The organism is Paenarthrobacter sp. 10L412 (assembly GCF_056395565.1).
In genome coordinates this window covers 149,357-172,727 of sequence record NZ_JBFTJT010000012.1, presented here as the reverse complement: position 1 = coordinate 172,727, position 23,371 = coordinate 149,357, and the positions used below count along the sequence as shown (strand labels likewise).

Here is a 23,371-nt window from a genome sequence, read left to right as displayed (position 1 = left end):
CAAGCTCAGTAGGCGCCTGCAGCAATAGTGGCCCAAGTCACGAGCCTCCCAAGGATCCGACTGGGCGCCCATCAACGAGTGTCCGCAGGCCCCCTTCACGAAAGGTACTAACGATGCGAATCAGCAATAAGTTGGCGCTCCTCACCGCAGCCCTGGTCATGTCTTCCGTCAGCGGCTGCACAACAGCGTCGCAAGGTGACGCTTCCGCGCAGAGCCCGGCAACGGCACCTGTCTCTTCAGCCAGCGAACAAGGCGGAGTAAATGAAGAAGCCCGTGCCCTGCTACCTCAGTCCATGCGGGACAAAGGCACGCTGGTGATGGCAACAGACCCCACGTATCCCCCGTTTGAATACTTTGACACCGACAACAAGACAGTCATCGGCTGGGACGTGGACATGGGCAATGTCCTGGCGTCCTCCCTCGGGCTCAAGGCGCAATATGTTCCAGCTACGTTCGACACGATCCTGCCGGGATTGGCCTCCAACAAGTACGACGCCGGCATGTCAGCCTTCAACGTCACGGAAGAGCGACAGAAGGTGGTCGACTTCGTTCCATACATCTCTGGTGGTTCCGGCATGGCCGTCCTACCCGGGAACCCGGCCAAACTATCGATGACCGCCGCTTCCTTGTGCGGTAAGAAGATCGCCGCACAAAAGGGCACCCACGAATCCCTCGACATCCTCCCGACCATGTCAGAGGAATGTACCGGCAGCGGCGAACAGGCAATCAATCAGGCTGTGTTTCCCACCCAGACAGACGCAAACCTTGCGCTCCTGTCAGGGCGGGTCGATGGCGTGATGGCAGACAGTATTCCTTTGAGCTATCAAGGAGCACTTGCCGAGAACAAATTCGAGTTGGCGGCTGGTGGCGACTACGAGCCGAGGCTCACTGGTATTGCCCTGAACAAAGAGTCCGGCTTGCGCCCGGCGATCACCGCTGCCATGAAAGCAATTGTGCAGAGCAAAACATACTCCGACATCAACAAGCGCTGGGGAATCCCCTCCGGGTCCAGTATCACCGCTGATCAGATCTCCGAATAAGAGCCACAGTAGACAAGGGATATCCAATGGGAGCAACAACACTTCCGATAGAAACGCCGCAGAGGTCTCTTGATGAGTTCACCACGGTGAAGGCAAAGTATATTGGCCGCTGGGTTTCAGGAGCCTTGATTCTGGTACTTGCCGCGCTGGCATTGCAGTCAGTAGTGACCAATCCCCGTTTCGGGTGGGAAACGGTGGGTAAGTACATCCGTGATGTTTCAATTGTGAACGGCATAGCCGTCACATTGATGCTCACAGCTGTTTCCATGGTGATCGGAATCGTCCTGGGCGTGGTCCTGGCCGTCATGAGGCTCTCCCCTAACCCCGTGATCCGTGCCGCAGCATCAACGTACGTAAACTTCTTCCGAGGCACGCCGGTTTTGGTCCAACTTCTCTTCTGGTACAACCTTGCGGCGCTCTACCCGGTGATCAGTTTCGGCATGCCTGGAGTGGCCCTGGACGCGAACCAGTTCATCACCCCGATAACAGCAGCGATACTTGGTCTCGGTCTGAACCAAGGAGCGTACATGTCCGAAATCGTACGCGCAGGAATTCTCTCCGTAGACCATGGCCAGGCAGAAGCAGCAGGCGCCCTGGGAATCAGCCGCTTCCGCACTATGCAGCGCATTATCTTGCCCCAAGCCATGAAAGTCATCATTCCCCCCACCGGAAATGAAACCATCGGCATGCTCAAAACCACATCCTTGGTGTCAGTGATCTCTGTCCCGGAACTTCTCTACTCGTCACAAATCATCTACGCCAGGACCTTCGAAACCATACCGCTGCTGATTGTGGCCAGTATCTGGTACATCATCATCACCTCCGTCCTGAGCATCGGCCAGTACTACCTGGAACGCCGGTACGCCAAAGGCAACCAACGCAACCTCCCCCTCACCCCTTGGCAGAGCCTCACGCTTTTCTTCAACACCCACCATCGGCCAACCAGAAAAGGCGGTATACGATGACCAGCACCACGACCCAACCGGCCGGAGCAGTCACTGGACCGCGAAGCATGATCAAAGCAGAAGGCGTGGAGAAAAACTACGGTTCGCTCCACGTCCTCAAGGGAATCAACCTGGAAATCGACGCTGGCGAGGTAGTCTGCCTGATCGGCCCTTCAGGATCAGGCAAAAGCACCCTGCTGCGCTGCATCAACCACCTCGAACGGATCAATGGCGGCCGTATGTGGGTCGACGGAAAAGTCATTGGATATGACATCAAAGGCAACAAGTTACACGAACAAAAAGACGCCGACATTCGGCGCAGCCGCGCGGACATCGGCATGGTTTTCCAACACTTTAACCTCTTCCCCCACATGACCGTGCTGGAAAACCTTATCGAAGCGCCCCGACAGGTTCTGAAGCAAAGGAAAACAGAAGTCACCCCGCGAGCACTCCAACTACTGGAACGCGTCGGCCTGGCAGACAAAGCAAACGCGTACCCACGCCAACTCTCCGGTGGCCAACAACAACGCGTCGCCATCGCCAGGGCCCTGTGCATGGAACCAAAACTGATGCTCTTCGATGAACCCACCTCCGCACTGGACCCTGAACTGGTCGGAGAAGTCCTCAAGGTCATGAAAGACCTCGCCCAATCAGGCATGACCATGGTGGTGGTTACCCACGAAATGAACTTCGCCCGCGACGTCGCTGACCGCGTCGTATTCATGGCAGAAGGCGCCATCATCGAACAAGGCCCAGCACAACAAATCATCCGCAACCCACAAAATGAACGCACCCAAACATTCCTCAACTCCGTCCTCTGACTTTCCAGAGAAAGGCTTCGATGTGTTCGGAAGTATCCATCTGATGATGGATTCCGCTGTTGCCGTTGCTGGGGCCGGTCCCGGGATGGCCAGAAAGGGTCTCCTGTGAAGCCGATTCAGGGTTTAGAACCGCGCTTTCATGAGGTCCACGAGCATCAGAACTACAGGCAGAGTGCCCATGGCAAGCACGGTTTGTGTACCTGTTATCGCTGCCATAAGGCGGACATCACCGCCCATCCGGCTGGCCAGGACGTAGGCTGAGGGCGCCGTCGGGATGGCGCAGATCAGCACGATACTGCTGAGGCCGGCTCCCGCGGCGCCTAAGGGTATGGCAATGGCGGCAGCCGAAAGCGGAAGCACGACGAGCTTCAGTAGAGAAACTGCCGCAATATCGGCTGTATCCCGCCATCGAATGTCAGCGTGGAGCGCCGCCCCGGCAATGAGCGTTCCGCAGGCGAGGGCGGGGGCGGCCAGCATAGTGAGTGCCGCGGACACAAACTCCGGAAGAGGCAAGTCCGCCAGGTTAAGAAGCAGTCCCAGAGCGCAGCTTTGGATGAGCGGATTTTCAAGCAACTCCCGCCACAGCGGCCTGCGGCGCACCAAGGCCAGCTTGTCGCCGTATGCGGACAATGTTCCCACGCAGATCACATTCACCAATGGCACAACAACAGCGCTGGCTAGGGCGAAGGTAGCCACTCCCTCCTGGCCGTGGAGCGCGCCGGCAAAGGTGAGGCCAACATAGGTGTTGATTCGGACAGCGCCTTGCACCAGTGAAGTCAACCGGGGGCCATTGGTGCGAAGCATGCGAGCCGAGCCGATGACCAATGCAGCAATAACGGCAATCGGCACGCCGACGCTCAGGAGGAGCGGCCCTACGGGAACGATGCTCAGATCCGTGCCTGCGATGGATGAGATGAACAGCGCCGGAGTAAAAACCTTGTAGCTCAACCATTCCATGCCGCCCCAAAACCCGGAATCAACGAGGAACTTCCGTCGCAAGACCGCCCCAAGAACAAGAAGCGATACAACAGGAATAATTGCGGTGGTTACGAGCAGCATATGGAAAACTGTGCTGCAATGGGTTAGTGCAGTTCAACCATGACAACATGACGGGTCCTGAATTGGCAGTAGACCTGGTCAACCTTGCCGGCGGACCCGACTGGAGCGTTGAGCGTGTCCTGCACATTCTGGACGAGCATCAAATCCGGAAGACCTCGTCTTTGACCGCCAATTCAGCCGAACGCCTCCGGCAATGGGCCCTGATGCTGCGGAAGGCCTTCGACGCAACAGATGCCGAAGGGCTTTGCAGGGCGATCAATTCACTCTTGGAGGCCGGGACCAGCCGGGCCTATCTGAGCACTCACGACGGACTGCAACCTCACCTGCACTGGGCGCCCGAAGAGGAGGATGTTGTAGCGCGCGTCAAAGCAGTAACAGCCGGAGGCCTTGCACTGTTCACTGTCGAATCTGCGGGAAAAAGAATAGGGGCTTGCACCCGCCAAGGCTGCGAAACAGTGTTTGTGGATACTAGCCGCAACGGCAGGCGCTCGTACTGTTCCGCCAAGTGCGGCAATTATGATGCTGTCCAGCGCCATCGACAGGGAGCCCCCAGCAAGTAATTCAGCCTTCCGCACCGCCACGCCAGATGCTCAAAACCAACGCTTTACGGCCTGACGGCCTTTACGGCATGGGTCGCGTGCCGGGACGATCGTCGTAGGCGTCCCGCGCGGCCAGTACCTCGTTGATGTGCTCTTCGGCCCAGCGCCCCAGCGCCGTCAGCGGCTCACGCAGGCTGTGGCCCAGCGTAGTGAGTTCGTACTCCACGCGCGGCGGCATCTCGTTGTATGCGGTTCGCTCGATAATCCCGTCACGCTCCAAATCCCGCAACGTATCGGCCAGGACCTTGCCGCTGATGCCATCTACTTCTTCGCGGAGTTCGCCAAACCTCAAAGAGCCCTTGCTGAGGGCAATGACGATCATTGCCGTCCACTTGTTGGCGATCTTAGCCAGGGAAGTACGTGAGGGGCACGTGGCCACCATGATGTTCCAAACCGGCGCATCCAATCAAACCCAGCTCCTTTAGTTACGTTGATGTAACAGGTTACCGAATGTAACCATGGCTGCGTAATCACAACTGAAGGAGAACTGATGAATGATCAGACGCCGGCGGCCGTGGCCGCCTCGTACTTCGAAGCCCTTGGCCGGGGGGACGTGCCAGCAGCCATGGCGCTGCTGAGTCCTGACGTGGTGTGGCACCAGCCGGGGTCCAACCGCTTTTCCGGTGACCATAAAGGGCTCGACGGCGTAGGTGCCTTGCTGGGCGGGATGATGGAAGCCAGCCAAGGGACCTTCCAATTGGCTGTTACCGGGCCGGCAATGGTCAACGGTGAGCTCGTAGCCGTCCCGGTCACGTTCTCGGGCACGCGGACCGACGCCTCCATGGACATGGCGGGCGTAGACCTTCTCACTGTCCGTCAGGGGAACATCGTAGACGTCCGTTTGTTCTCGGCCGATGGCGCGACGGAAGACTCATTCTGGGGACAGGCCTAGATACAACAGGCGTCCTGACCAGGACACTGCCCCGGACTGCCAGCGCGGCAGGACAATTTCTGCGACGACATCGTCACAGGGCTGCTCATGGGAGTTTCCGGGCCGGGCTTCGAAGCCCTGCCCGGAACTCACGCATGGTCCTAGTTCAGTGCAGTGGTGACTTTCACGGGGTTGGCAAGGGTGTCGCGGATTGGCGAGGTCGCTTCCAGTGCCTTGACGAGGTCCTGAAGATCTTCTCGTGGAGTGCCCGGGCTTTCGAGCTCCACGTTGACCGTGATGTGTTCTGCGCCCTTTCGGACGGACTCGTCGATGCCGAGGAATCCACTCAGATCGATATCGAACCCGAGGGTGAGCCGAATCTCCTCCAGGGTGATGTTGCGAGCTGCGGCGAGTGAGGCAAGGGTAACCATGTAGCAGCCGGCGAGTCCTTTGAGGATGTATTCAGCAGGGCTGACGGCAGTGTCTGTGCCGAGCAGCGAGATGGGCTCGTCACTATGCAGTGTGTACTTTCCACGTCGTGAGTTATCCGGTACGCCTGCCTGCAGCAGCGGGCCTGTTTCGGTCTTCGCTGTCAGACCGCCTGCGGACTCGCTGTTCATGGTAAAAGTGACGCGGCCGAGTTCACGCTGGGCGCTGACAGCCTCGACGGTTGCCTGGATAGCAGCGAGGTCGGCGAACGGCTTCGTGGTGGTGCTGGTGTTCATTTTTTCTCCTTGATTTATTTGACGATTTGTCTTGTACAGGGAAGGTGATTGATGCGTGCCTGGACGATTGCCCGCATGACTTGGCCGGGCAGAGTGATGCTCCAGTGCCTCATTTCGGGCATGACGGGGTAGGGAATTGTTCATTGCTGGTGATCCGGCGATGAGGAAGGCTTGAGTTCCAGGGAACGGGGTAACGCTGCCTTCTGTCGGGTTAGGCTGTCTCTTCGACCTCTCCGCCGAGTTCGTTGAGATAGTTGTAAATGGTGAAGCGGGTGACTCCGAGTGCCGTCGCCGCTGTCTCGGCAGCCTGCTTTACGAGGAAGAATCCACGACGTTCCAGCTCCGCCACGACCTGCACTTTGTGTTCCTTGCGCATTTGCTCAACGGGGACCCCAATGGCGGCGATCGCCGCCTCGACGAGCTTGGAGCTGAGCTCCTCCACACTGTGCGGGAAGTACTCGCTCCCCTGGGGGCCGACCGACGCTGCCCTGTTCGCGGTCGCGGTCGCCAGCATGGAGCTGCCGTCGTGGCCGAGAACGAAGCGGTCCAAGGCTGAGCGGAGCGTGACCCAGGCCGATACGTCAGCATTCAGACACAGAGCCGCGGCGGCTCGGCCTTCCTTGTCGATGTAAATGATCGTCGTGCTTTGGAGGATTCTCCCGTCGAGCAGTTGTGAGCGGTAGCCGATCTCATGGGAGAAGTCGCCGGCTGCCACACGTTCGAGCAATTTGTCGGTAGGCGGGTCTCCGATCTGGCGGCGAGTAACGTCTCCGGCGATAGCACGAACGGTGTTAGGGATTCGCTGCAGATCATGAAGGACAACCTCGGTGGGCTGAGGCACCGCGGCCTGAAGGGGTGCCACCAGGAGCTCGAGGACGCGGTTGATGGACTCGGCGTCCATGCCCTGCAGCGCGTCCGGGGATGGAGCTGTTGAGCCGACCGAACCAATCTGGGTCATCATTGTTGTCCTTCCGATTAGCAGGCGGTCCAGGTTCCCGGACTCGCCATAAATTTCTGCCTTTTTGTTGAAGCGTATCCGCTAGGGCCGCAAGCAGCCTGAGATAGACCTTCTTCGTTCAACATGCTGTTGCAACTAAGGAAGCTTCAGTCAACGTGGGCGGCTCGCCCCATCCGAGTGATGGCTTCGGTGAGATTGGTCTGGGAAGTGGCAAAGTTAAGGCGAACATGTCCTGCCCCACCCGTGCCGAAGACATGGCCGGAGCTCAGAGCGACCCTAGCCTTGTCGAGGAACATCCTGGCCGGCCCGGCAAGGTCGGAAACGGTAGCGAGGCCCTCGTGCCCGGCTGACGAATCGAGGGCCAGATGGCTGCAATCCAGCCAAGCCAGGTATGTCCCTTCGGGAGCAGCGTACCCGACCCCGGGAAGATGCTCGGCGAGCAGCTTGCCGAGGAGGGCCCTGTTCGCATCGAGGCCTCGGAGGAGGGCATCCAGCCACTCTTCACCATCACGGAATGCGGCGGTCTGGGCGATCACACCCAGATGGCTCGGTCCGTGGCTGACCTCTTCGGGCATGCGCTCCAGATCATCGGCAGCATCGGGCCCGGCGATTGCCAGTGCTGCCTTGAGGCCGGCAAGGTTCCAGGCTTTTGACGCCGAAGTGAGCGCAAACGCGTTCTCCGCCCCGGGCACGCTCAGATACGGCGTGAACGTTGCTCCCGGAAGGACGAGCGGGGCGTGGATCTCGTCCGAGACAACCCGGACCCCATATTTGTGGGCGAGGGCGGCGACAGCTGCGAGCTCTTCAGGGCTGTGGACCACCCCGGTCGGATTATGGGGATTGCTGATCAGGTACGCGGCATTCCGTCCGGATGAGCGCGCGCGCTTGAAAGCTTCCTCGAGGGTGGCGAGGTTGATCCGGAGATCCTGTCCTAGCGGCGCCTCAACGATCCTGCGCGAATCATGGGTGATGAAAGCATAGAAAGGCGCATACACCGGGGAGTTGACGACGACTGCGTCGCCTGGGTCTGTAATCAGACGCAGGATCTCGACTACGCCCATCATCACGTCAGGCACGACGGCGGTGCGCTCGACTGCCAGCCCATCCCAGCCCCAGCGCCGGTAAGCGAACGCACTTATGGCTTCCGCGAACTCCGTCCCTGCAGGGTATCCGGTGTCTCCAGCGTCGATGGCTTCGTGCAGCGCTTCCGAAACCGGCGGCGCGAGCCGGACGTCCATCTCAGCAACCCACAGAGGCAGCACGTCGGAGGGATGAGTGCGCCATTTCATGCTCATGCGCTGGCGGAGCTGTTCGAGGGAGAGCTCCTCAAGCGGGTTCCCGACTGCCGCGATGCTGGCGGTTTGAGTCTTCTCGGCTGTCCTTAGCACTGCACAGTCATTTCAATCTCGACACATGCACCCAGCGGCAGCGAGGCTACTCCCACTGCCAGCCGCGCATGGTGGCCTTTTTCTCCCAAGACATCGACGGCGAGCCACGACGCGCCATCGACCACTGCGGGTGCATCCACGAATCCTTCCCCTGCTGAGACGTACCCTCCGATCCTGGCGATACCCTTCACGGCGTCCAACGATCCGAGTTCATCGCGGACGACATCCAGACATCGTCTGGCAGCAAGCACTGCAGCCTCACGCGCCTGCTCGACTGTAACTTCCTGGCCTACGCGCCCGGGATACAGCAAGCCGCCATCTCCGATAGGGAGTTGGCCGGAGACAAAGAGTAAATCCCCCACCCGGACCGCGCGTTCATAGAGCGGTGTGGACGTAACGGATTCAGCCATAAGAAACCTTCCAGACGTTCGAGAGACGGACGCGGCACAGCAGGTACGCCACACCGATCCAACTCAAAGTGTATTCAACACAAAGTTTGAGTAAAGCGGAACTTTCCACAATTATTACACATTTCGTTTACATGCGGAAGGCCGAGCCAACGCTAAATCAGTCCCTGCAAACTGCACATTTCTAGGCATACCCGCCCTCAAGGTCGAAAACCATTCCAACAAACTGTTGATCTTTTGATGTGACTTGCCGCATACTCTCAACTGTGATTTGAATCCCCGGTACTTCGGTGTTCAGGTCTTCCATATCGCATTCTGCCCATTACAGCCCTACCGCGGGCGCCCAGAACGGCAATCCCCTCAAATGCCTGCCCAGACCCCCAACTCCGGCGGTCACTCCGTAGACCATCAGGCCCAATTCAGGTTTCAACCAACAGGAAGGCTTCCCATGTCGATTCAGCCGCCCGTCACAGACTCGGGACACGCGCACTCACCCGATCCCGTCCTGCACGCCGAGGATGCCGGCTACCAGAAAGGACTCAAATCCCGACAAATCCAGATGATCGCTATCGGGGGTGCGATCGGCACCGGCCTGTTCCTCGGCGCAGGTGGCCGACTTGCCGCAGCCGGGCCATCACTCTTCATCGCCTACGCGATCTGTGGGGCCTTCGCCTTCCTGATCCTGCGCGCCCTGGGCGAACTCGTACTGCACCGACCGTCGTCGGGCTCGTTCGTCTCCTATGCCAGGGAATTCTTCGGCGAGAAGGCAGCGTTCACCGTCGGATGGTTCTACTGGCTGGTTTGGGCTGCGACGACGATCGCCGACACGACCGCTGCCGCACTCTACATGAGCTTCTTCGGCAGGTACGTCCCCTGGATCGCCGCGGTCCCACAGTGGAGCTGGGCACTGATCGCCCTGGTGCTCGTCCTCGCCCTCAACCTTGTCTCCGTCAAGGTCTTCGGGGAGATGGAATTCTGGTTTGCCCTCATCAAGGTCACCGCACTGGTCGCGTTCCTCCTCGTGGGCATCTATTTCGTCGTCTTCGGCACTCCTACCGGTGGCGCGGTCGGATTCCAGCTCATCTCCGACAACGGCGGAATCTTCCCGAACGGCGTTCTGCCGATGGTCCTGCTCATGTCGGGAATCATCTTTGCCTACGGCTCAATTGAGCTCGTCGGCACTGCCGCCGGCGAGACCGAGAACCCAGCCAAGGTCATGCCGAAGGCGATCAACGCCGTCATCGCCCGCATCGCGCTCTTCTACGTCGGATCCGTCGTCTTGCTCTCACTGCTGCTGCCCTACACCGCTTATGAAAAGGGCGTCAGCCCGTTCGTGACGTTCTTCAGCTCAATCGGCATCAACGGCATCGACTCCATCATGAACCTCGTTGTGCTCACAGCTGCCCTGTCTTCGCTGAACGCCGGGCTCTACTCCACCGGACGCATCCTACGCTCGATGGCCGCCGCCGGCTCAGCGCCGAGATTCGCACTTCGAATGAACAAGGCCGGCGTGCCCTACGGCGGCATAGCCATCACGGCAGCAGTCTCCTTCCTCGGTATCCCGCTGAACTACATCGTCCCGGGCGACGCATTCGAGATCGTCCTCAACATTGCGGCCGTTGGCATCATCGTCGCGTGGGCCGCGATCGTCCTGTGCCAAATCCAATTTCAGAGGTGGGCCAGGAAAGGGTGGACCCAACGTCCCTCCTTCCGCATGCCCGGAGCCCCGTTTACGGGCTATCTAACCATTGCCTTCCTAGCCGTGGTCCTTGTCATGATTCTTATAGACTCCCCGTTGACCGTGGTCGTAACCGCAATCGCGGTAGCGCTCATGATCGCAGGCTGGTACGCATGCCGCGGGCGGATCCGCGAGATTGCCGCTGCACGCGACGGCCACACCGGAGCGGCGCCCATCGTCACCCAGGCCACAGGGCGGCAGCCGTAAGGTGCGTATCGAACGAGGTGGATGACCATAGCCCCGGCAATGGTCATCCGCCCGTTCCCTGAACCCTGCAATGGTTTGGCTCACGCACGAGCACAAGCCATGAACCCCGGAATCAACAGCCTCCCGGTGAACCAACACCAACTCCAATGCGCGAAGGAACTCGGAGCGTCCGCGGCTGATCACGGAAGCCGCAACTGGAAGTAGAATTCTGAGACCAACCAACGGAACGCATTGCCCTACGGCCGTCTGGGGCTCCATTCCATGTTCCGTAAGACTTGTACGGACAGTTTGCGTCGGGCCTATGCAATGGGCGAGACGGTGTTGTCCGGGTCCTGGCTTCGCCGGCCGACCACCACCCAGATGGCTACACAGTCCTCGGTGAATGGATTGCTAAGCCGGTGTGGGAGGGACGATAAGAAATTGATGCTGTCCCCGGCGTTAAGCGTTCCCGACGAGGAGCCTGCCTCCACGTGGAGCCTTCCTTCAAGGATGTGGAAGTACTCATGCCCACCATGCCGCATGAGGTTGTCCGGCGGGCAGGATTCTGTGCCGCTTCGGTACGTCACGCGAAGCAGCTCCACGCTGGGGTCGTTCTCAGCGGTCAGCCGCTCCCAGAGGACACCGTCGACTCGTAGTTTTGGACGGTCCCTCGCTTCAAGCAGCCCTGGGAGTGGATTGGCCGCCATGGAGGTCACTGAATGGGTGACCCGGTGCTGGTCCTCCGCGGACTTGGTTTCCGCTTCCCCGGTTGCGACGGCGGTGTCAGCCATCCGGAGGTTCGTTACTGGAGACGGAATACTCAACAGGGCCCCATCCTGCATCAGGGTGTCCAGTGACAGGCCCAATTCGGAGACGAGGGCGTAAAGGGTTCCCACGGACGGTGACGTGCGGCCAAGCTCGATTTGTGAAACGAGGCTGGCGGAAACGTCTGCGCGGCGCGCGAGTTCGCGCAGGGACAGCCTGACGCTTTGCCGGGCATTCCGGAGCCGACTGCCAAGCTGTGTGGCCGCGTCCGATCGTTCCTCGGGGGCTGGTGCGCTCACGGTGTTCCGCTTCTTCTTAGGGTGCTTGTCGTGTTTGACCCACGCGCTGCCTCTTGCGGGCAGCGCGTGGGCCGGGAGTATTCAGAAAGCTCAGTCGCTTCAGACCTTTTCGGACTGCTCTGCGGCGATCAACTGGGACGCTGCCTCGAGTGTTGCCGCCGCCGAATCGTGGGCGCGGGCCAGGGCCCGGTCCAAGGGCAGGATCCGGTGTGATTCCGCGAGTATTTCCACACCCCAGTGACCCCGCCAGCCGGCGTCATAGATTGCCTTGACGAAGCTGACGGTGTCCAGGTCTCCCTCGCCGGGGTAGAGCCTCTCGTTGATCGTGTCTTCCCAGAGCGAACCGACAACGTCCTTGCGGGCATCATCGATTTCGACAATGAAGACCTTGTCCATCGGCAGGATGGAGGACAGATCTTCATAACGGGTCCCGCCGCGGCTGGTGTGCCAGGTGTCGACGGTGAGTCCGCCGTGCGGGTTGTTGACTTCGTTGATGAACTTCGCGCCGATTTCGATCGTCTTAAGGTTGTTCATCGGCATCGGTTCCAGGGCGACCCGCGTGCCTGCTTCGCCGGCTTGGGTGGCGAGCCGGTCGAATTCCTCGTGGAATGCGATCTCATCGACGGGCGCCGGTTCACCTTCGAGAGCAAGCTCCGCGCCGATCTTGATGGTCTTGACGCCGAGAATCTCCGCGGCGTTGAAAAGGATCTTGCGCCAGCGATCGGATTCCTCCCGTTCAGGGCCGTTCTTCCACCAATCGGCGAGGAATTCCATCTCGGCGTGGACGATGCCGTTGTCGTCCATCAGCTGGCGGAGTCCCTTAAGGCCAATGGTTTCTTCGATCTGTGGAAGGTCGGCGTGGATGAATCCAAGGCCTTTCCAACCGGCTTTGGCGGCGGCCTCAACCCGGGTCCGCACGTCAATGGGACTTGTTTCGTCGCCACGCAGCGGCGCTGCGTTTCCTGCCCAGGTCCAGCAGGAGGCCAGCAGGTCCCGGTTTTGAATGATGCTCGTGTCGTTCACATTCGTCCTTTGTTAGTTGGCTTTGGGGGTTGGGGAGCTTGGCCCGCCGTCGAGCGCTGTGTCGTCAGGGGCGAGCATGACCTTCGTTTCATGGCTGGAATCCTGTGCACGCTGCAGGGCTTCGTCCCCTCGGGAGAAGGGGACCACAGTGGAGACAATCTCACCGAGGTTCAGGCCCGAGTTGGCAACGAAACGGATCGCTGCCGGCCAAATTGCCACCGGCGCCCCGGTGGAGCTGGCGATTGTCAGGTTCCGTTCCTGGACAAGGCCCAATCGCGCGGGAGCGAATTTCGGAGTGGAGACACCCATCAGCAAGACACGTCCATTGTGGTCAGCGCTCTCGAGCGCAGCCGCTTGAGCCGCCGAGTTCCCGGAAGCCTCAATAACCACGTCTGCGAATGGCCGTCCGATGGCCTCTGATGCCGCAGTAGTGGTGTCCGGGTTCTCCAGGGGATTCACGGCAGCTTTTGCCCCCAGTTTCATCGCAGTGTCGCGACGAAGCGGACTGGGGTCGAACACGACGACGACCGCGCCTGCGGTGACTGCCTGCAGGACGGCGTTGAGGCCGATGGCTCCGAGTCCGTGCACGTGGACGGTGTCCGCAGCGCTGATTCCGCCGATTTTGGTCAATCCGTTCAGTACGCAGGCGAACGGCTCGATGACGGCGGCCGTAAGCATGTCCACCTCGGCGGGGATGTGGAAACACATGTCCGCCGGGACAGTGAAGAGCTCTGCTGCTGCTCCGTCGTGAGTGACGCCAAACCAGTCATTTCCACCCAGGTGTCCGTGGCCGAGCACCCGGTCCCCTGGGTGGAACCCTTCAACGTCAGCACCTGCTTCCACGACGAAACCTGACCATTCGTGGCCCATGACATGGGGATAGTTGATCTTGAAGGATTCCGGCATGCTGCCGTGCAGGATCTCGATATCGGTTCCGCACACCCCTACGTAGGCGGGCCGGATAAGGAGTTCGGTGGGCTTGGGCGATGTGACGGCTGTAGTGCCTGGCTCGACTGTGACGGTGGCGTTGGCGTCTTTGCGGACCAGAACGGCTGGGACAGTGCCCAGAGGGGGTACTGCGGATGCTGGCCGCACGTCTTTGACGGTCTCAGACATGATGTCTTCCTTCTGTAGGTTCAGGCAGCGGGTAGTAACGAGGTTCGTCGGCTTAGACGTCGCTGCCGTGGAGAGCCGCAGTGATGAGCTCCCGGATGCCCTCCGGCGTAACTTCCCTCGGGTTGGCGTAAGGGTTCTTGGTCGCGATTTCGACAATCTTGTCGATATCGGACTCCTTAAGGCCCAGTTCAGCCAGCGACGACGGCGCACCGAGGGCTACGCTCAACTTCTTGAAGTGCGCAGCGGGATTGTCTGAACCGGTTGCGCGCTGCAGGGCCGCGATCGCCTGCGGGGCGTGCTGGGCGTTGTAGGCCAGGGCATAGGGAAGCACCACTGTGTGGGTTTCGGCGTGGGGAAGGTTGAAGGTCCCGCCGAGAGTGTGGCACAACTTGTGGTGCAGGGACATTGTTGTTGCACCCAAAGTAGCTCCGCAGAGCCAGGCACCGTACAGGGCGTCGGAGCGGGCTTCGATGCTGGAGGGGCTTTCGGCGATCTTCGGCATCGCTTCGAGCAGTGCACGGGTGCCTTCCTCTGCCATCAGCGAGATAATCGGCGATCCGTCGGGAGCGTAGAGGGCCTCCACGGCGTGGGCGATGGCGTTGAATCCGCTGGTGATGGACATGGCCACCGGGAGGGTGACGGTAAGTTCCGGGTCGTAGATGACACTGGTGGGCAGAACTTTGGGATCGCGCCCGGTCTTCTTTTCGCCGTCGGCGGTCAGCCCCCACACCGGCGTCATCTCGGAGCCGGCGTAAGTGGTGGGGACGGCGATAATCGGCTGGCCGAACTCGAGTGCGATGGCCTTGCCCAGCCCCGTTGTCGATCCGCCGCCAACAGCAACGTACCCGTCGGCCTGAGCCGCTGCGGCTACCTCACGCGCCCTACGGGCAGATTCGATGGGCACGTGCATTTCAGCTTCCGCATGCACGCCGGCGCTGAGATCTCCCAACTGTGCGGAAACCTCTTCAGCGAGGTCCGCCTGGAAAGGGGTGGCAAGGACCAGAACACGCTTGAGGCCAAGTTTGACCACCTCATCGTTGAGGGAGGCAAGAGATCCTGCTCCAAAGCGGACGCGCATTGGAAGTGCCTGGTACTGAAAATCCTTCATTGGGTGTTCTCCTGTGCTTCGATAATCCGAGCAGTGGCCGGGGACATCACCGCGTTCTGGATAATGTCGGGGTCGACGAGGTCGGGGTGGATAACGATGTCGATCACTGCCTCCATGAACGGGGAGGCAAGCCCGTAGCGGGCTGCGTCGTCCGCTGAGGTGTTGGGCGCGAATTCGGCGATCAGGCTCTTCTTTACGGCGAAAACGGCGTCTGAGTCGATGTAGTCGCTGCCGGCAACAAAGATGTGGGTTGTCAGTTCCCGGAATCCGGGGGCGGTGACGATGAAGTGGATGTGTGCCGGCCTGTTCGGATGGCGCGCAGTGGCGTGCAGCAGGTCACCGACAGGCCCGTCGGTTGGTATCGGGTAATAGCTGGGGATAACGCTGCGGAAGTAGAACTCTCCGGCGGCGTTGGATGTGAACAGACCGCGTCCGTTGCCGATGCTTTGGATGCCGGGTTGCTGAACGTCGTAGAAGCCTTTGGTGTTTGCCTGCCAGATGTCGATGGAGGCATGCGGGACCGGTTCACCGGTGACGGACAGGATGCGACCCCGTACCAAGCAGATATCACCTTCGCTCTCGGGCGAAGCGTTCTCGCCCAGATCCCGTTTCGGGGATTCGACCATATGGAACGGCCCCAGAACGGTGGAGTCGGTGGCGTCCGGGGTTTCGGCGTCGTTGATCGTTTCCACCATCATCGACACGCCCAGCACGTCGGAAAGGAGGATGAACTCCTGGCGGACGGTGTCGCACTTCTGGCCTGTGGCGGTCAGGAAGTTGATGGCGGTTTCCCATTCTTCGATCGTCGGTTCGATTTCCCGGATGAAGTTGTGAAGGTGGGTGGTGAGGCTGGTCAGGATGGTCCGAAGCCGGTCATCCGGGGTGCTGCGGAAACTGTCGATGACTGCGGCAGTCAGTGTTCCGGGGCCGAGGTCCGTGCTCATGGTGCTGTTCCTTCCTTGGAGCTGGGGCGGCTGGTCAGTGGGGCTCAGATGCTGGTGAATCCGCCATCGACAACGAGTTGCGCGCCGGTGATGTATGAGGCCTTGTCGGAGGCGAGGTAGACGATCGCATCGGCGACTTCGCTGGCCTTTCCGGCCCTGTGCATAGGGGTCTTGGCGATCAGCTCATCTGAAATGGCCTGATCCTGGTTTTCCGTCAAGGGTGTTGTGATCAGCCCGGGGTGGACCGAGTTCACGCGGATCCCCTGCGCTGCCCAGGTGGCGGAGGCGTTCTTCGTCATCATCGTCACGGCACCCTTGGATGCCTGGTAGGCGGCGACGCCGGCTGCTCCGACAAGTCCCCAGATGGACGAGACGTTCACGATGGATCCGGATTCCTGCGCCAGCATGGCCGGTGCGACGAAGCGCATTCCCAGGAAGACCCCGGTCTGGTTGATGGAGATGATCCGGTGCCAGTCCTGGATGTCGATATCCGTGATCGATTCGTACGATCCGACCAGGCCTGCGTTATTGACCAGGACGTCGATCCGGCCGTGGGCCTGGAGCACTTCTTCCGTGAGTGCCTTCCAGCCGTCTTCTTCGGCGACGTCGAGGCGCCGCCACTGGATGGTCCCGTCAGCTGCGTCGCCGGCGGCTATGTCAGCTCCGTAGACGGTCGCACCCTGTGCGGTCAGTGCCGTAGCGGTCGCATAGCCGATGCCACTGGCCGCGCCGGTGACGATGGCGACTTTCCCGTCGAAGGATGGTGAACTCACGGTGTGATGCTCCTTGTTTTCAAGGGGTGGCGGATTGGTTACACGACGCGGCGGGTACTCCGGGAACCGGCGAAGTAGTTGAAGATCAGCGCGCTGAGAATGATGAGGCCGTAGATGGCTTTGATCCAGAATGAGGGCACCTGGGACAGGACCAGGATGTTCTGGATGATGCCCAACAGCAATACGCCGCTTAGCGCACCGACCATCGATCCCTTGCCGCCGTTAAGGCTGATGCCACCGATGACGGCCGCAGCGAACACAGTGAAGATGAGGCCGTCGCCCTGGTTGGCGGTCACGGATGCGATGCGGCCGGTGAGCATGAGACCGGCGAATGCGGCGATGATCGAGCCGGCGACGAACACTCCGATGGTCAGGCGCAGCGTCTTGATACCTGCCGCCGCTGCCGCTGCGTTGTTTCCCCCCATTGCGTAGAGTTTGCGGCCGACCGGGTGGCTGCGCATGAAGATGGCGGCAGCGACCAGGAAGATCACGAAGAGCCAGATCTGGATGGAAATCCCGAACCACTTGGCGTTGCCGAGGGCCAGGAACTCAGGGGGCAGGCCCGAGAGGGTCTTGCCGCCGGACAGGCCCATGGTCAGGCCCCGGAGGAGTGTGAGCATGGCGAGGGTGACCATGAAGGCGTTGAGCTTGAGCTTGCCGACAAGGAACCCGTTCGTGAATCCGATGACAATACTGAGGACAAACATGACCGCCATCGCGGCCCAGGGCGACCATCCAAAACCGGAGCCGCCGACCGCGGTGGGCAGGACCAGCCAGACGGCGAGCATCGGGGCCAGGCCCACGACGGATTCGAGGGAAAGATCGAAGTATCCGGAGATCAGGATGATGCTTTCAGCGATCACGACGATCCCAAGGACTGCAGAGGTGACGAGGACGTTGTTCAGGAGGTTGTTCGCCGTGAGGAACTGCGGGGACAGCACCGCGCCGACCACCATCGCCAGGATAATGGCGGGCAGCAGTGCCAGTTCACGTGCCCAGCCTGACGAGCGGGCTTGACCGATGATATTGACGGGCCGGCGGCTGGTCGGCGTACCCGCAACGGTCGGGGTATGCGTGGACATGGGAGTTTCTCCTTGGTTCTTTGGCTCTGTGGGTGTGGGCTGAAGGGGCGTGGCGGCAGTTTTCATTTTCATGCCGCTGCCTCCGCCCCCTGGATGGCGCCTACGAGTTCCCACTCTTCGTAGCCGGCGTCGAGTTCGGCGTGAATTTCGCCCCTGTACATGACGATGACCCTGTCGCAGATTTCCAGGTCCGTGTCGTCCGTGGAGACGATCAGCAGGGACCTTCCGCTTTCGCGCAGCGCCCGGAGTGATTCGTAGATGGACTCCTTGGCCGTTACGTCCACACCGGCAGTGGGATGGACGAGAACCAGCGTGTCCGGGTCGGACGCCAGAGCCCGTGCGAGCACGACCTTCTGCTGATTGCCTCCGGAGAGCTCTTCGACGGCCTGCGTGGGTCCGTCACATTTGATGGCCCAGGCTCCGGACAGTGCTGTGAAGCGCTCGCGGCGTCGGCCTGAATTGATAAGGCCGCCGCGGCCGCGAAGCCGGTCCACGATGGTCAGGGTGGCGTTCTCCTCTACCGACATCTCCGGGACGTAGCCGTTGACGTGGCGGTCTTCTGGGACGAAACCCACGCCAGCGTTGATGGTCTTGATGACGTTGCCTTGACCAAGGGTGTGGCCGTTGTGCTCCACCGTGCCCTTATCCAGCGCGAGCTGACCGGCGATGGCCTGCGCGAGCTGGACGTGGCCTGCCCCATCGAGGCCTGTCAGCCCGACGCATTCCCCAACGCGGATTGTCAGGCTCGCTCCCAGGACACGGGAGCCGACGGCGGCGCCGGTAACAGTCAGGCGCGTGTCGCCCAATTGGTCCTGGCGGCGATGTGCGCCAACGGTACCTTTCTTTGCGGCCGCAGCTTCTTCCTCACTCACCCCTGCCATAACATTGACGATTCGACTAACGGTAAGGTCCGACGTCTGGGCAGTCAGGACGTCCCGTCCATCGCGCAGGATCGTGACAGAGTCGCAGACCTTGAAGATTTCCTCAAGGTGGTGGGACACATAAATGACCGTGACTCCGCGCTGGCGAAGGCTGTTGATCTGGGCGAAGAGTTCGTGGGATGCCCCTTCATCGAGTCCGGCAGTGGGTTCATCCAGAAGAAGGATCCGTGGTCCCCGGGACAGCGCCCGGCAGACTTCGACGATCTTCTTTTCCAGCGGTTCAAGGTCAGCAACCACCTTGTCGGCAATGCGCTCGTAGCCCCAATCTTTGAGCTGGTCAGTGGCCGTCCTGCGGATCGCGGACCAGTCCACGCTCCCCCAGCGCTTTCGCGGGTAGGCACCAAGGCTGATGTTTTCCGCCACCGTCAGTTCCGGCACCAGGGTGCTTTTCTGATAGACGCAGGCGATGGAATCAGACCCGGGGCCTTCGGTGACTTCACCGTTGGCGCCCTGGATGTGAATGGTGCCGGAGTCCGGCGTCACCAGGCCGGTGAGCATCGCTATCAAAGTGGACTTTCCTGCCCCGTTCCGACCGAGCATGGCCCGGGATTCGCCTGAACGGACGATCAGGTTGGCATCTGTCAACGCCTGAGTGGAACCGAAGGACTTCTGGAGCCCACGAATCTCGATGGCATTTTGCGTGTTAACTGTGACCACGATGTCACCCTTTCTCAAATTCAGTCTTCACCCAGGTCCGGCCTGAGGGAAGGAGGGGGCAGCTACTTCTTGTTGCCCCAGAGGTTTTGGTCATCAACGTTGGCTTTGGTGATAACCGGGGAAGGAAGCATGTCAGCCAGGTTTCCCTTGTAGTCGACGATCTCGCTGCCATGTTCGGACGGGCCGACTTTGTATTCCTTGCCGGCGATAGCGTCCTTAAGGTACTGGACTCCGTACTTGCCGTAGAGGTCCACGGGCTGGGAAACGACGGCATCAACGTGGCCGGAACGAATGGCTTCCAAGGATCCCTTGGATCCGTCAATCGTCACCAGAGGAACGTGGCCAGGCTGTCCGGCGGGAGCCCACTTGCCCTGGCCTTCCATTACGGTCTGTACGCCGGAGAGCATCACTGAGTCACTGGCTAGGAAGACCGCGTCGATCTTGGACGTGCTCAGAACCGTTTGAGCATTCTCTACAGCCTTCGCGGATTCCCAGTTGGTGTCTTTCTTGATGATCTGCATGCCGGGGAACTGGGCCGACATGCAGTCGCTGAATCCCTTGTCGCGGTCGAATCCCGACGTCGTTGACAGCGCGCCGTGCAGCTCCAGCACCGTGCCCTTGCCACCGGTGAGCTTGCCGATCTGTTCACAGACACTGGTGCCCATGGCAACATTGTCAGCCCTGATGTTCATGTAGATCTTGCCGCCGTTGGCTGCGGTGTCCACTGTCACCACCGGGATGTTGGCGGCATTCGCGGCCTGGATAGCCGGAACGACGGCATCACTGTCCCGGGGGATGGTCACAAGGCCTTTGACGTTCTGGGAAATCAGTGTGTTGATATCGGTCACCTGCTTGGCGGGGTCGCCTTCAGCGTTGGATGCCGGGAGCATGTTCAGGCCGTTTGAGTTGGCCTCGGTGACGACCGAGTCAACCAGACCCGCAGTGAAGGGGTTGTCGAGGACACCTGCTGAGAAACCAACGGTGGGCTTCTCATCAGCACCTCCAGGTGCTGCACCCCCGCCACAGGCGGAAAGCGCGACAGTGGCGCTGGCGAGCACGGCGACACCGATGTGGCGACGGCTCAGTTTGAATGCGGAGGCGCCTTTGCGATCCTGCACCATCATTTGCTCCTAATTAGAAGGTAGATATACACGGTGGAACTCTTCTTGTTCCGGGGCGGTCCGTCCTCGGCTTCGAGTACCGGGCGCTTGTCGAAAACTTTGGCCGGCGGTGGCGACTGGGAAATCCTCCATTAATGGCCAGCGTCGGCTTCATCACTCCTCAAATGTAAAGTGACACACCCCACACTGTCAAGTAATACAGCACATTGAACTTTACAGCTGGAGGTCCAAACTCGCAGTCGTGCTGGCTGAAGTCTAAATAAACAGCCAAATATCGCCAGAGCGGGCAAGAGAAGGGTAAACTGGCGTGAGCGCAGACTTTACATTGTGGCCAGCTAAGTGGTCGCTTGGTGGACAGACATATCAACGACTGGCTCGCATGCCGGGTTGGATCGCCGGAAAGGCCCACGATGAGTATTCAAGAGACAATACCGGCTACAGAAGAGGGTCGCGCCCAACTGGGCGGTCAGCTCCGGGCCGCACGGACCAAGGCGAAAATCTCCCTCCGGGAGCTCGCCCGCCGGGTCGGCATCTCCGCAAGTTTTATGTCGCAGGTCGAACTGGGCCGTGCCGTCCCTTCCATCGGAACCCTGTACACCATCGTGTCCGAACTGGGACTGTCGCTGGACTCGCTGATGAGCGGTGAGCACTCGGGGCCAGCCCAGCAGGCCAATGACGCCAGCGCCAAAGCGTCAGCGAACAAACTGAACGGTGTTTCCGCGTTCGTCCCTCCGGCAGGTTCCCTGCCAGGAATCCAAAGGGCCAGCGACCGTCCGGAGATCAACATGGGAGGCGTCCGCTGGGAGCGGCTTACGGAACGGGCGGATCCGTTGGTCGAGTTTTTGCGGGTGACGTACGCACCCGGGAGCGAGTCCTGTGCCGCGGACGCCTTGATGCGCCACCCTGGATGGGAGTACATCCACATACTTTCTGGCCACCTGAACGTTCAGGTCTCCTTTGACGGCGATGTTCTCGGGCCGGGAGACAGCATGAACTTCGACTCGAACGTGCCGCACCGTCTCAGTAACACCTCCGGTGAAGACTGCATCGCCATCTGGGCAGTAGTCGGCCGTCAGGGTTTCGCCCATCCTCTGGACCTCGCCAGGGCGAGGCACGGATCCGACGACGGCGATTCCGCGGCGATTGGCCACTCACACTCCTGATTTCTACCCCTTCGTGCCGTCCATCCGTTGCCCTGCCGACGGGCGTCAAGGACGGACTGAGAACCTAGATAAGTCCGCGGATACTGCCGCCGTCCACGCCCCAGACGGATCCGGTGACGAAACTGGTAATCGGGCTGCAGAGCAGGGCGATGATGCGTGCCACTTCCTCCGGAGTGCCCAGCCGTTCCAGTGGCAGCTGACGCAGCTTCATTTCGTGCTCGACCGCCGCCTGGCGTTCCATCCCGTGAAGGGTGGCAAAGGTGTCCGCGAAACCGCCCGGTTTGGTCCAGAACGGTGTCCAGATTGGCCCAGGAGCGACCGCATTGACGCGGATCTTCGGACCCTCTGCGCGGGCAATAGACTTCGTCAGCGCCAGCACTGCCGCCTTGCTTGCCGAGTAGTCAACAGGCTGGGCTTCAGGCTGGCGGGCCAGATCGGAGGCATTGTTGACGATGCATGGCGCCGTTGATTGACGAAGCGTAGGCAGGGCGGCCCGGATGGTGCGTACGTAGCTCATGAAGTTCAACTCCATCGTCCGCTGCCAGTCTTCGTCTGAGATCTGCTCGAAAGTCCGGACCGCCCCGGAGCCGACGTTGTTGACCAACAGGTCAAGGCCGCCGAGCTGGCTAATGGCCTCAATGACCGCGTTGGTGGTGGCTTCGCCGTTGGTGAAGTCCACGACGGCGGGGACAATCCGGCCCGGATTGTCCGCCGCCAGTTCTTCAAGCTCGGTCAGAGCCGATTTGTCGATGTCCAGCGCTGCCACCGTTGCCCCCTCTGCGGTCAACAAAAGTGCGGTCGCACGCCCGATGCCCTGGGCGGCACCTGTCACGATGGCCTTCTTGCCGGTCAGTTCCAATTCCATGAGATCTACCTTTCGGTCCGCACTACGGCAGCGCTGGTTGTGGTGGCGAAGGATTCGAGGACGACGTTAAGTGATTCAACACACAGCTGTCAAGTAAAAGGTTACATAGTTGTTCGAAGCGAACCCAAGCTTGAACGCTCAGAAACTACGAAAAGTGCCTAATTACTGCGCACTACCCGGCGTCTAACGGCGCCCGAGCGATAAGACGTGGCAGGGGCCTGGCTGCTTGGAGCGAGAGATTCGTCAACTATTAGTTGACACTCTTCTTGTCGTCAATTACCTTGGAAGCAGACTGGGGTCAAACACTTCAAGCAAGGAGAGCGCTTTCGTGGATAACGCCACCGCAGCCGAGAAAAACCAGATCGAAACGTTGGAGGCGAAACGCTACCAAGCCGTAGTCGATGGTGACTACGCTGCCTTTGAAGACCTCTGCCACAAGCAGCTGGTGTACACCCATTCACTCGGCGACAGGGACACGTTGGGCAGCTACCTGGAAAAGCTTCGCAAAGGGTTCTACAAGTACCACCGAATCGACCACCCCATTGAAGACATCCTCCTTATCGGGGACACGGCACTGGTGTTCGGCGAGATGAACGCAGATCTCACTGTCAACGGAACCCATAAAACCCTTGCCAACAGTGCCCTGTCTGTATGGGTCAAGGAGGATGAAACCTGGAAGTTTCTGGCCTACCAGCCGACGCCCCGGAAGCCTGCCGCCGCGTAGATCGAGGGGCAAACGAACGAACGCGATGTCTTTCACAGATGACAAAGTCATCTG

The 23,371-nt window shown here is 60.3% G+C and carries 24 protein-coding genes; 8 read left to right on the top strand and 16 right to left on the bottom strand.

The features are described from left to right. The first annotated feature begins 113 nt into the window (after positions 1 to 113). From AC1DD7_RS17880 to AC1DD7_RS17870, 3 genes are read left to right on the top strand one after another with little or no spacing between them, the layout of a single operon-like run. Positions 114 to 1,040 (top strand): ABC transporter substrate-binding protein, encoded by a 927-nt coding sequence (locus AC1DD7_RS17880; protein ID WP_477516021.1) that lies wholly within the window; start codon positions 114 to 116, stop codon positions 1,038 to 1,040. Positions 1,041 to 1,066: 26 nt separating this feature from the next. Further along, positions 1,067 to 2,005 (top strand): amino acid ABC transporter permease, encoded by a 939-nt coding sequence (locus AC1DD7_RS17875; RefSeq protein ID WP_477516020.1) that lies wholly within the window; start codon positions 1,067 to 1,069, stop codon positions 2,003 to 2,005. Beyond that, entirely contained in the window at positions 2,002 to 2,805 is an 804-nt protein-coding gene (locus AC1DD7_RS17870; protein WP_477516019.1) for an amino acid ABC transporter ATP-binding protein, read from the top strand. The genes AC1DD7_RS17875 and AC1DD7_RS17870 overlap by 4 nt, the downstream gene beginning before the upstream one ends. 123 nt (positions 2,806 to 2,928) lie before the next feature. Here AC1DD7_RS17870 and AC1DD7_RS17865 read toward each other — a convergent pair whose 3' ends face one another. After that, entirely contained in the window at positions 2,929 to 3,864 is a 936-nt protein-coding gene (locus AC1DD7_RS17865; protein WP_442005896.1) for an AEC family transporter, read from the bottom strand. A 47-nt stretch (positions 3,865 to 3,911) separates the two neighbouring features. Between AC1DD7_RS17865 and AC1DD7_RS17860 the strand changes: the two genes are divergently transcribed. Further along, a complete protein-coding gene (locus AC1DD7_RS17860; RefSeq protein WP_442005895.1) occupies positions 3,912 to 4,424 on the top strand; it encodes a CGNR zinc finger domain-containing protein in 513 nt (170 codons plus the stop codon). 61 nt (positions 4,425 to 4,485) lie between these two features. Here the strand turns inward: AC1DD7_RS17860 and AC1DD7_RS17855 are convergent, their stop codons facing one another. Then, a complete protein-coding gene (locus AC1DD7_RS17855; RefSeq protein ID WP_442005894.1) occupies positions 4,486 to 4,869 on the bottom strand; it encodes a winged helix-turn-helix transcriptional regulator in 384 nt (127 codons plus the stop codon). A gap of 84 nt (positions 4,870 to 4,953) precedes the next feature. Between AC1DD7_RS17855 and AC1DD7_RS17850 the strand changes: the two genes are divergently transcribed. After that, positions 4,954 to 5,355, top strand: coding sequence for a nuclear transport factor 2 family protein (locus tag AC1DD7_RS17850; protein ID WP_442005893.1), 402 nt, complete (start codon positions 4,954 to 4,956; stop codon positions 5,353 to 5,355). Between the two features lie 140 nt (positions 5,356 to 5,495). Here AC1DD7_RS17850 and AC1DD7_RS17845 read toward each other — a convergent pair whose 3' ends face one another. The 4 genes from AC1DD7_RS17845 to AC1DD7_RS17830 all read right to left on the bottom strand — a co-directional run bounded on the left by AC1DD7_RS17845 (position 5,496) and on the right by AC1DD7_RS17830 (position 8,815). Then, the gene (locus tag AC1DD7_RS17845) at positions 5,496 to 6,059 is read right to left on the bottom strand and encodes an OsmC family protein (RefSeq protein ID WP_477516018.1); all 564 of its coding nucleotides are present in this window, start codon (positions 6,057 to 6,059) and stop codon (positions 5,496 to 5,498) included. A 211-nt stretch (positions 6,060 to 6,270) separates the two neighbouring features. Then, a complete protein-coding gene (locus AC1DD7_RS17840; RefSeq protein WP_442005891.1) occupies positions 6,271 to 7,020 on the bottom strand; it encodes a helix-turn-helix transcriptional regulator in 750 nt (249 codons plus the stop codon). Positions 7,021 to 7,163: 143 nt separating this feature from the next. After that, complete coding sequence (locus AC1DD7_RS17835; RefSeq protein WP_477516017.1) at positions 7,164 to 8,405, bottom strand: MalY/PatB family protein; 1,242 nt, start codon at positions 8,403 to 8,405, stop codon at positions 7,164 to 7,166. Continuing rightward, a complete protein-coding gene (locus tag AC1DD7_RS17830; RefSeq protein WP_442005889.1) occupies positions 8,399 to 8,815 on the bottom strand; it encodes a RidA family protein in 417 nt (138 codons plus the stop codon). Before AC1DD7_RS17830 ends, AC1DD7_RS17835 begins: the two co-directional genes overlap by 7 nt. 445 nt (positions 8,816 to 9,260) lie before the next feature. On the opposite strand from AC1DD7_RS17830, the gene AC1DD7_RS17825 reads away from it, so the two are divergent. Beyond that, positions 9,261 to 10,757, top strand: coding sequence for an amino acid permease (locus AC1DD7_RS17825; RefSeq protein WP_477516016.1), 1,497 nt, complete (start codon positions 9,261 to 9,263; stop codon positions 10,755 to 10,757). Positions 10,758 to 11,056: 299 nt separating this feature from the next. Here the strand turns inward: AC1DD7_RS17825 and AC1DD7_RS17820 are convergent, their stop codons facing one another. The 9 genes from AC1DD7_RS17820 to AC1DD7_RS17780 form a co-directional block, all read right to left on the bottom strand. After that, positions 11,057 to 11,800, bottom strand: coding sequence for a helix-turn-helix domain-containing protein (locus AC1DD7_RS17820; RefSeq protein WP_442005887.1), 744 nt, complete (start codon positions 11,798 to 11,800; stop codon positions 11,057 to 11,059). A gap of 99 nt (positions 11,801 to 11,899) precedes the next feature. Then, a complete protein-coding gene (locus AC1DD7_RS17815; RefSeq protein WP_442005886.1) occupies positions 11,900 to 12,823 on the bottom strand; it encodes a sugar phosphate isomerase/epimerase family protein in 924 nt (307 codons plus the stop codon). 12 nt (positions 12,824 to 12,835) lie between these two features. After that, positions 12,836 to 13,939, bottom strand: coding sequence for a zinc-dependent alcohol dehydrogenase (locus AC1DD7_RS17810; RefSeq protein WP_442005885.1), 1,104 nt, complete (start codon positions 13,937 to 13,939; stop codon positions 12,836 to 12,838). A 52-nt stretch (positions 13,940 to 13,991) separates the two neighbouring features. Next, positions 13,992 to 15,047, bottom strand: coding sequence for a maleylacetate reductase (locus tag AC1DD7_RS17805; RefSeq protein WP_477516015.1), 1,056 nt, complete (start codon positions 15,045 to 15,047; stop codon positions 13,992 to 13,994). After that, positions 15,044 to 15,991, bottom strand: a complete 948-nt coding sequence (locus tag AC1DD7_RS17800) for a dioxygenase family protein (protein ID WP_442005883.1) — start codon at positions 15,989 to 15,991, stop codon at positions 15,044 to 15,046. Before AC1DD7_RS17800 ends, AC1DD7_RS17805 begins: the two co-directional genes overlap by 4 nt. Before the next feature lie 44 nt (positions 15,992 to 16,035). Further along, entirely contained in the window at positions 16,036 to 16,764 is a 729-nt protein-coding gene (locus AC1DD7_RS17795) for an SDR family NAD(P)-dependent oxidoreductase (protein ID WP_442005882.1), read from the bottom strand. A gap of 38 nt (positions 16,765 to 16,802) precedes the next feature. Beyond that, a complete protein-coding gene (locus AC1DD7_RS17790) occupies positions 16,803 to 17,846 on the bottom strand; it encodes an ABC transporter permease (protein WP_442005881.1) in 1,044 nt (347 codons plus the stop codon). A 68-nt stretch (positions 17,847 to 17,914) separates the two neighbouring features. After that, positions 17,915 to 19,444: a sugar ABC transporter ATP-binding protein gene (locus tag AC1DD7_RS17785; protein WP_442005880.1), complete on the bottom strand. Its 1,530-nt coding sequence runs from the start codon at positions 19,442 to 19,444 to the stop codon at positions 17,915 to 17,917. Between the two features lie 62 nt (positions 19,445 to 19,506). After that, a complete protein-coding gene (locus tag AC1DD7_RS17780) occupies positions 19,507 to 20,568 on the bottom strand; it encodes a sugar ABC transporter substrate-binding protein (RefSeq protein WP_442005879.1) in 1,062 nt (353 codons plus the stop codon). A gap of 407 nt (positions 20,569 to 20,975) precedes the next feature. Here AC1DD7_RS17780 and AC1DD7_RS17775 point away from each other — a divergent pair, with 407 nt between their 5' ends. Beyond that, positions 20,976 to 21,728 carry a helix-turn-helix domain-containing protein gene (locus AC1DD7_RS17775; protein WP_442005878.1) on the top strand — a complete coding sequence of 251 codons (753 nt, stop codon included), beginning with the start codon at positions 20,976 to 20,978 and terminating at the stop codon, positions 21,726 to 21,728. Positions 21,729 to 21,792: 64 nt separating this feature from the next. Here the strand turns inward: AC1DD7_RS17775 and AC1DD7_RS17770 are convergent, their stop codons facing one another. Beyond that, the gene (locus AC1DD7_RS17770) at positions 21,793 to 22,593 is read right to left on the bottom strand and encodes an SDR family NAD(P)-dependent oxidoreductase (protein ID WP_442005877.1); all 801 of its coding nucleotides are present in this window, start codon (positions 22,591 to 22,593) and stop codon (positions 21,793 to 21,795) included. 328 nt (positions 22,594 to 22,921) lie between these two features. On the opposite strand from AC1DD7_RS17770, the gene AC1DD7_RS17765 reads away from it, so the two are divergent. Further along, positions 22,922 to 23,317 (top strand): nuclear transport factor 2 family protein, encoded by a 396-nt coding sequence (locus AC1DD7_RS17765; RefSeq protein ID WP_442005876.1) that lies wholly within the window; start codon positions 22,922 to 22,924, stop codon positions 23,315 to 23,317. Positions 23,318 to 23,371 lie beyond the last annotated feature (54 nt).

Excerpts from the sequence above, each read along its gene's own strand:
- AC1DD7_RS17875 (WP_477516020.1), top strand. The coding sequence starts at position 1,067 with ATGGGAGCAACAACACTTCCGATAGAAACGCCGCAGAGGTCTCTTGAT.
- AC1DD7_RS17870 (WP_477516019.1), top strand. The coding sequence starts at position 2,002 with ATGACCAGCACCACGACCCAACCGGCCGGAGCAGTCACTGGACCGCGA.
- AC1DD7_RS17840 (WP_442005891.1), bottom strand. The coding sequence starts at position 7,020 with ATGATGACCCAGATTGGTTCGGTCGGCTCAACAGCTCCATCCCCGGAC.
- AC1DD7_RS17770 (WP_442005877.1), bottom strand. The coding sequence starts at position 22,593 with ATGGAATTGGAACTGACCGGCAAGAAGGCCATCGTGACAGGTGCCGCC.
- AC1DD7_RS17775 (WP_442005878.1), top strand. The coding sequence starts at position 20,976 with ATGAGTATTCAAGAGACAATACCGGCTACAGAAGAGGGTCGCGCCCAA.
- AC1DD7_RS17800 (WP_442005883.1), bottom strand. The coding sequence starts at position 15,991 with ATGAGCACGGACCTCGGCCCCGGAACACTGACTGCCGCAGTCATCGAC.
- AC1DD7_RS17825 (WP_477516016.1), top strand. The coding sequence starts at position 9,261 with ATGTCGATTCAGCCGCCCGTCACAGACTCGGGACACGCGCACTCACCC.
- AC1DD7_RS17845 (WP_477516018.1), bottom strand. The coding sequence starts at position 6,059 with ATGAACACCAGCACCACCACGAAGCCGTTCGCCGACCTCGCTGCTATC.
- AC1DD7_RS17810 (WP_442005885.1), bottom strand. The coding sequence starts at position 13,939 with ATGTCTGAGACCGTCAAAGACGTGCGGCCAGCATCCGCAGTACCCCCT.
- AC1DD7_RS17850 (WP_442005893.1), top strand. The coding sequence starts at position 4,954 with ATGAATGATCAGACGCCGGCGGCCGTGGCCGCCTCGTACTTCGAAGCC.
- AC1DD7_RS17805 (WP_477516015.1), bottom strand. The coding sequence starts at position 15,047 with ATGAAGGATTTTCAGTACCAGGCACTTCCAATGCGCGTCCGCTTTGGA.
- AC1DD7_RS17830 (WP_442005889.1), bottom strand. The coding sequence starts at position 8,815 with ATGGCTGAATCCGTTACGTCCACACCGCTCTATGAACGCGCGGTCCGG.
- AC1DD7_RS17865 (WP_442005896.1), bottom strand. The coding sequence starts at position 3,864 with ATGCTGCTCGTAACCACCGCAATTATTCCTGTTGTATCGCTTCTTGTT.
- AC1DD7_RS17790 (WP_442005881.1), bottom strand. The coding sequence starts at position 17,846 with ATGTCCACGCATACCCCGACCGTTGCGGGTACGCCGACCAGCCGCCGG.
- AC1DD7_RS17860 (WP_442005895.1), top strand. The coding sequence starts at position 3,912 with ATGACGGGTCCTGAATTGGCAGTAGACCTGGTCAACCTTGCCGGCGGA.
- AC1DD7_RS17780 (WP_442005879.1), bottom strand. The coding sequence starts at position 20,568 with ATGATGGTGCAGGATCGCAAAGGCGCCTCCGCATTCAAACTGAGCCGT.
- AC1DD7_RS17880 (WP_477516021.1), top strand. The coding sequence starts at position 114 with ATGCGAATCAGCAATAAGTTGGCGCTCCTCACCGCAGCCCTGGTCATG.